Origin of the sequence: Blautia sp. HCP3S3_D9, from assembly GCF_052063845.1 — a bacterium.
Taxonomy (GTDB): Bacteria; Bacillota; Clostridia; order Lachnospirales; family Lachnospiraceae; genus Blautia_A.
The window spans coordinates 39,746-46,150 of sequence record NZ_JBQHWS010000017.1 but is presented as its reverse complement, the minus strand read 5'-3'; the positions used below and the strand labels follow the sequence as shown (position 1 = coordinate 46,150).

Below are 6,405 nucleotides of genomic sequence, written 5' to 3'. Positions count from 1 at the left end.
TTGTTTTTGACAATTCAATTATACCACATGCAAGTGATTTATGCCTTTTTTATGGGTTAAAATATTGATTTTTCAAGGTTTAGCACACCAAATGGTGTGGGAAGTTTGAGTAAAAATTAATAAATCCAATGAAAAGGACCCTCGTTCCATTATAAACACTTTGAGGAATGAGAGCAAGTGATATACTATTCATTACACAAATAGTGCTATTGATGCAAAGTGGTTTACCGCTACGTTAAAAAAAAGTATAATTAAAAGTAAAGGAAAATTGAGGGGGTATGAAAATGAATGCAGCTGATGTATTGATTATTTTAGTGGGGATTTTGTTTTGCTTTTTTGGAATTCGCTTTAAGAGAGGACTACAGATAGTGTATAGTTTCTGCTTTGGAATTGCGTTTGCCTATCTCATGATGTTCATATTGGTTATGAGCAGAACGGTTGATGATATCAACGATACATTTGCTATAATCATAGCACTGGCAGTCGGAGTCATTCTGGCAGTGATTTCCTGGAAATTGGAACGATTGTTGGTCACGATACAGGTGGTGTTACTTACCTTGATAATAACAATAATCATTGTAGGAATTGCACTTCAGGATATCAGCTTTGCAGCCGCATTTGTCATTGCTCTGATAGTTTCAGGAATTATGGGATATGTAACATGGCTGTATTACAGATATGCTTTTATCTGCGAAACTGCAATTGTAGGCGCAATCATGATAAATCATGTATGGCTGTTCGGAGATACTTCAGGTATTGTATATGGATATTATGAAGGTGGAAGCGCACTTGCAGTACTATTAACCATAGCCACAGCAGTTGCTGGAATCATTGTCCAGTCGAAATCATTGAAGAACATGGAAAATACAAGCCTTGGAAGTGGCTTAAAAAAAGTAGCATTTTCATTTGAATCTGTGGCAAGTATCTTCGCGGGTGCTGATGCACAGAAGCTTGGAAGTTCCAATCTTTGTACATATGAAAAGCTGATGGTGATTGTACCAATTATTACATTTGGAGTTAATGGTTTTTTAAATAGTATAAATTATGAATCAGAAGCATATGCAATGTTTTTAATGAATACAGGGGTTTTCAGAGCATATTTAGGTGTACTGTTGGAAGGTGTGTTCATTGGAGGCGTAATTTATTTTGTCATGTGTTATGAAACTAAAGTTTCAGCTATATATCAGTTATTTTATCTGGTAAGTTTTCTTGTATGGTTCATGCAGATGAGTAGTTATGATTACAGTTATGCGTTGAGCAATGGTATTGGAAACGCACTTGCCAATATTTTAAAATATTGTATTCCGTGGATTATTTTCTTGCTTCTGGATCGATGTATACACAATGATAAAGCAAAGATTATTACGATGTGTATTGTAGCGATTTGCTGGTTTCCTGCAATTAGTGAGTTTATGTGCTATCAATATTTTTCAGTGACGGTAGATATGTACAATTGTCTTCGGTGGATTGGAATAGTGGTAACGGCATTTGGATTAATGTATTTAAAAAAAGCAAGAAACTAAGAAGGAAAAATTACGTGATATGAAAAAGCCTGGAGGAGAAAGGGCAAGACGAAAAAGTAGAATGAGAAAATTGTTTGTCGTCTTGGTTCATACTGAATGGCTGGGAAAATTACTACAATAAGGGAGATAATCTATATTTGATGCAAGGCGTATTCCAGAATGTATCTTCGGATTCTGCTAATTCTGACATAAGGTATATGTTTCAATTTATCTTGAGGTGTTTGTAGAAATGCAAGTATATATTTTGTCACGAGTATCCTTTATATGCAGTTGGTGACAGAAAAAACGCTGATGGTGCAGAAGCGTTGAAAAAAAGAGCCAATTTTGTAAAATTGTATTAAAAACCAACAAAAGTCAGGTGGTGGAGAGATGGAATTAAAAGATGCAAAATGTCCTAATTGTGGTGGACAATTGAAATTAGATCCGAATCTCGAAAAAGGGATTTGTCGGTACTGTAATACAGAAATTCTGGTTTCAGAAGCAATACATAGATACAAGGTAGAGGTTGATGGGATTGCAACTATAAAAAGTTCCATGGTTCGTGCATCTAATCAGCTAGAAGACGGAGACTATGATGGTGCTATGAAAACATTTAAGCATATCATTGAAATAGATCCGGAAAATTCTGAAGCATATTATGAGATGTTTAGATGTTCTGTGGATATAGCTGCCTATTATAAAAATAAAAACGCTGGAATGCAAAGAACGATTCCGCAATATTATGAGGACTTGTCAGAAGCAGTGCAGAAGTATGGCCGTCGTGCAGTTCAGTATGCAGAAGAACCTGAAAGGTCACAATATGCTTCAGAGGTTAATCATATTGTAGATGATATTCAGGCATATGCGAATAATCAGTCAAATTCATCGAAAGGTGGCTGCTATGTCGCAACTGCTGTTTATGGTTCTTATGATTGTCCGGAAGTATGGACTCTTCGTAGATTTCGTGACAATACGCTTGCAAAAACATGGCATGGACGATTGTTTATTAAAGTTTATTATACAGTCAGCCCAGCAGTTGTAAGACTGTTTGGAAACACAGGATGGTTTAAGAAAATAGGGCGTGAAAAGCTTGACACAATGGTTGAAAGACTGCAGAACGAAGGTGTTGAGAGCACGCCATATGAAGATAAAAAATGGTAAAGTATTTCAGAACACCTGTCGGTTCATGAATATAATCAAGTTTTTACTGTTAGGAGGAAAGAGTTATGCAGTATAAATGTGTACCAGGACCAGGAGCCTTAGCTATAAAAAAATATGAACAGATGAAAGATGCAGTTGCTGCTTATGGCGACATTATTTCTCGTGAAGCAGTTGGCGGTTGGGAACTTCATAGTATCGTTCCGATTCAGATCACGAAAAAAGCTGGTTTTCTTGGAAAACTGATAGTCGGTCTCAGTGATGATAACTTTGAACTGAATATGCTTGTATTCAAAAAAGATTAATTAAAAGAATAAAGAAAGGTCAGATGTTCAGATGCTAGGGCAGGCTTTGCCGTCTGACATCTGACCTTTTTTCAGGTGCTGTTATGAGAGAAAAACGTATTCGTATTTTAATTATAAATAATTTGTTTGTTGCAGCAGGAAGTTTTTTATACTGGAAATTACCCGTAATTCAAAAAAACAATACGAATTGGATAAGCTATTCGTTTATCATATTTTTTTTCTTATTGTCATGGATTTGTCCGGGTATTTTTAGCTATTTGTCTTTGAAACAACATTTTGTAAAATGTGTTTCATCTATGACTTCAACTGTATTTCAGATAGCATTCTGGAGCAATGGTTTAATGATGCTTACGGATTTTGCCGAGGAAAAAATCAGAATCATACTTAATATTGGGTTCTTATGTCTGACTTTTATTTTTCTTTGCCTGGATGTGAGATTTGAGACAAAACCCATATCTGGTGTTCCATCAAAAAAAGAAATAAAAGTTATTGAAAGAGTACTTATGGAATTAGAGCTTATACATTCACTTTTTCCGGAAATGAGTGAATTCGAGATAGATGAAATGAAAGATGAGCTGAATATGATTTTAAAATCGGAAAAAACATTTGTACATGGGATGGAGCAAAATTTTTTAGAAGAATGCAGAACAATCAAAAATGCGGCTCTATGTAAAGATAAAGATACTGTTGAATTACACATGGCTATGCTGCATCAACTTGTATTGATTTCAAAGCAGGAAATATAAAGGCAATGGAGGAACGGATGTATGGATCAGAAAAAAATTGCAGAACTGGAAAACGGTCAGTTTGCAGGCATTCAGATAATTGAAATTACGCAGATTCCAGATGTGAATGTTCTTAAGAGTGGCGAATACCTGCAAGGGCAGTCTATAGAGGAAGAATACAGGCGTGACTTTGGCGCACTTTTAACAGAGGTGTATCAGACATATAATGTGCTTTTAAATCGTGATGAAGAGGCGGAAATAAGTCTGGAATTATTGTGGCTTACTGAACCTGTAGAAAACCAGCCATATAAGGCTAAAATAAGGATATTTCTGATTTTCCGTTCCCTATGTGGGAAAATAGAGACTGTAAAAGAAGAGCTGGACAGGCTGTTGTCAGCCAGTACTACCAGTTTAAAATTGCATAAGTACGGATTTGAAAATTATCCGTATGAAAATCTGGAGACTGTCCTGTCTAATATTCCAGAACGAGCAATCAGATCAATTGTAAGAGATGAACGGGAAGAGTACCTGCAAAATCGTATGTTGCCTTCCTGTTATGCATATGACCGTCTGGAAGCTTTTTCACCAGATTTGAGTGGTATGATTGGAAGTCTTATTGAACATCCATATAGTGCTGTCTCATTTAGCATTATGCCTACCAAATATGATGTAACAGAAATAGCTGCTTTAACACAGTGTACGCAGATGTTAGATACTTTAAGCAAGGGTGTAATGGCTCAAGGAATAGGAAATTTGAGTTTCTCAGCTGCTGAGATTATGGCCGATACATATAAATATTATCAGAGTAATAGAAATAATGCTCTGTTTTTATACAATGTTTTGATTTGGTCTGAGGAGTCGGCGGCTGAGGATATTTCCTCAAAAGTGCAAAGCATTTTTTCGTATGATCCCACGGTTTCTGTTAATTTAAGACAGATTTCGTTGGATTTCTTAAATATAGAAATTGCTGAGAATTATATGGCACTTCCCTGGTTTGCTAGCGAATTTATATCACAAACACAAAGAAGTTCATTGGTGAATTATGGAAATAAGTACCAGAATTTCTTTCGTTTTCCATATATTGTTACAGCTGAGGAAGCTTCGGGTTTTTTCAGACTTCCAATTGGTACGCAAAAAGTTGCAGCCGGATTACCGATAAACAGATCAGATTCAGGACGTAAAACCTATGGAGAAAATCTGATCAATGCCGGCGATATTGAAATTGGTAAGTTAAAAGCAACTGTAAAAGATTCTATAGGGATTTCATTGAAAGACCTGACTAAGCATATGCTTATTGTTGGAACCCCTGGTTCTGGTAAGACAACCTTTTCAGTCAGTCTTTTAGACAGATTGTGGAAGAAACATCACGTGCCATTTCTTGTAATAGAACCGGCAAAAAACGAATACAGAGCATTAGTCCAGAGCATTCCTGACATTCAGATATTTACACCTGGAAAAAACTTTATATCTCCTTTCGTGTTTAATCCGTTTGTTCCGCCTAAAAATGTAAAACTGGAAACATATAAATCAACACTAAAAACTGCTTTTTCTGCAGCAGTATCTATGACAACACCATTAGATAAGATTTTTGAAGAAACGATAAATAATTGTTATTCGGATTTTAAATGGTTGGATACATATACAATTGATGATAGGGGAGAAATCTTCAATATATGTGATTTTATTAAATGTTTTCAGAAAACATTTGATGAAATAGGATATACGGGGGATGCCAGGAACATAGGACGTGCAGGAGTTGTCAGGCTGAACAGTCTAATAAATTTGTTTGATAATTATTATTCTATTCCAATTCAGGATATTCTGGAGAAACCAACGATCATAGAATTAGCAGCGATTGAGAACAGCGATGAAAAGGCATTGATTATATCTCTGTTACTTCTTTCGATTTTAGCATATGTAAATGCAAATTATTTTGGTGAAGACAGTTTGAAAAATGTTATTTTACTTGAAGAAGCACACGTGCTTCTTGATGCAGAAGATAATGCAGGACAGGGTGAAGCTAATCCAAGCGCAATAGCGAAAAATCTGTTAAAAAGAATGCTTGCAGAGATTCGTTCATACGGTGTAGGCATTATTATTGCGGATCAATCACCAAGAAAGGTCTCGACAGATGTAGTTGCATTAACAGATATGAAAATGGTCTTCAGACTTGTCGAGTCAACAGACAAACAAATTATAGCTGATAGTATGAACATGGATGAAGCTCAAATAGGCAGGCTTTCCAGATTAAAACCAGGAGAAGCTTTTCTGTTTTTTAACAGGTTAGAGGAGCCTGAGGAAATAATTACTCCGGACTATAGATTAGAAAACAACATTTCCATAACATTGTCAGACGAAAATGTCCGGCAGTTAACTACATATTGGAAAAATCGCAGAGAAATGTTACGACCTTACCCAGAATGTAGTTACATTAATACATGTAAAGAGGGGTGCGACTATAACAGGAGAATATTAGCAAAAGAAATTGCAAGAAGAATATTTAATAAATACTTTAAGGTTGGGATGAAGGATTTTTCACCTTTGCTAAAAACATTTGCATCTATAACAAAAATTGTTAAAGCTGAATTGAATGGAGAGGAGTTTTCACCGGAACTGTTTTTGTGCGTTAAATGTCAGTTATGGAGAAAAATTCGTTATGGTACTGACATTCCAATTAAAAATATACAGATAAAAAACTCGCTTATGAAATAAAAG

Annotated in this window: 5 protein-coding genes; all 5 read left to right on the top strand. The window is 35.6% G+C overall.

All coding sequences use genetic code 11. The annotated features are described in order from the left end of the window. The first annotated feature begins 278 nt into the window (after positions 1 to 278). The 5 genes from ACTNES_RS05845 (at position 279) to ACTNES_RS05825 (ending at position 6,402) form a co-directional block, all read left to right on the top strand. Positions 279 to 1,523 carry a TM7S3/TM198-like domain-containing protein gene (locus ACTNES_RS05845; RefSeq protein ID WP_441038834.1) on the top strand — a complete coding sequence of 415 codons (1,245 nt, stop codon included), beginning with the start codon at positions 279 to 281 and terminating at the stop codon, positions 1,521 to 1,523. A gap of 369 nt (positions 1,524 to 1,892) precedes the next feature. Continuing rightward, on the top strand, positions 1,893 to 2,663 hold the full coding sequence (locus ACTNES_RS05840; protein WP_441038832.1) for a CFI-box-CTERM domain-containing protein: 771 nt from the start codon (positions 1,893 to 1,895) through the stop codon (positions 2,661 to 2,663). A 65-nt stretch (positions 2,664 to 2,728) separates the two neighbouring features. Continuing rightward, entirely contained in the window at positions 2,729 to 2,965 is a 237-nt protein-coding gene (locus ACTNES_RS05835) for a hypothetical protein (protein ID WP_296156563.1), read from the top strand. A gap of 83 nt (positions 2,966 to 3,048) precedes the next feature. Further along, positions 3,049 to 3,711: a hypothetical protein gene (locus ACTNES_RS05830; protein ID WP_441038830.1), complete on the top strand. Its 663-nt coding sequence runs from the start codon at positions 3,049 to 3,051 to the stop codon at positions 3,709 to 3,711. A 21-nt stretch (positions 3,712 to 3,732) separates the two neighbouring features. Next, entirely contained in the window at positions 3,733 to 6,402 is a 2,670-nt protein-coding gene (locus ACTNES_RS05825; RefSeq protein ID WP_441038829.1) for an ATP-binding protein, read from the top strand. The last annotated feature ends 3 nt before the right edge of the window (positions 6,403 to 6,405 follow it).

Coding starts and splice junctions, on each gene's coding strand:
- ACTNES_RS05845 (WP_441038834.1), top strand. CDS start 279: ATGAAAATGAATGCAGCTGATGTATTGATTATTTTAGTGGGGATTTTG.
- ACTNES_RS05840 (WP_441038832.1), top strand. CDS start 1,893: ATGGAATTAAAAGATGCAAAATGTCCTAATTGTGGTGGACAATTGAAA.
- ACTNES_RS05835 (WP_296156563.1), top strand. CDS start 2,729: ATGCAGTATAAATGTGTACCAGGACCAGGAGCCTTAGCTATAAAAAAA.
- ACTNES_RS05830 (WP_441038830.1), top strand. CDS start 3,049: ATGAGAGAAAAACGTATTCGTATTTTAATTATAAATAATTTGTTTGTT.
- ACTNES_RS05825 (WP_441038829.1), top strand. CDS start 3,733: ATGGATCAGAAAAAAATTGCAGAACTGGAAAACGGTCAGTTTGCAGGC.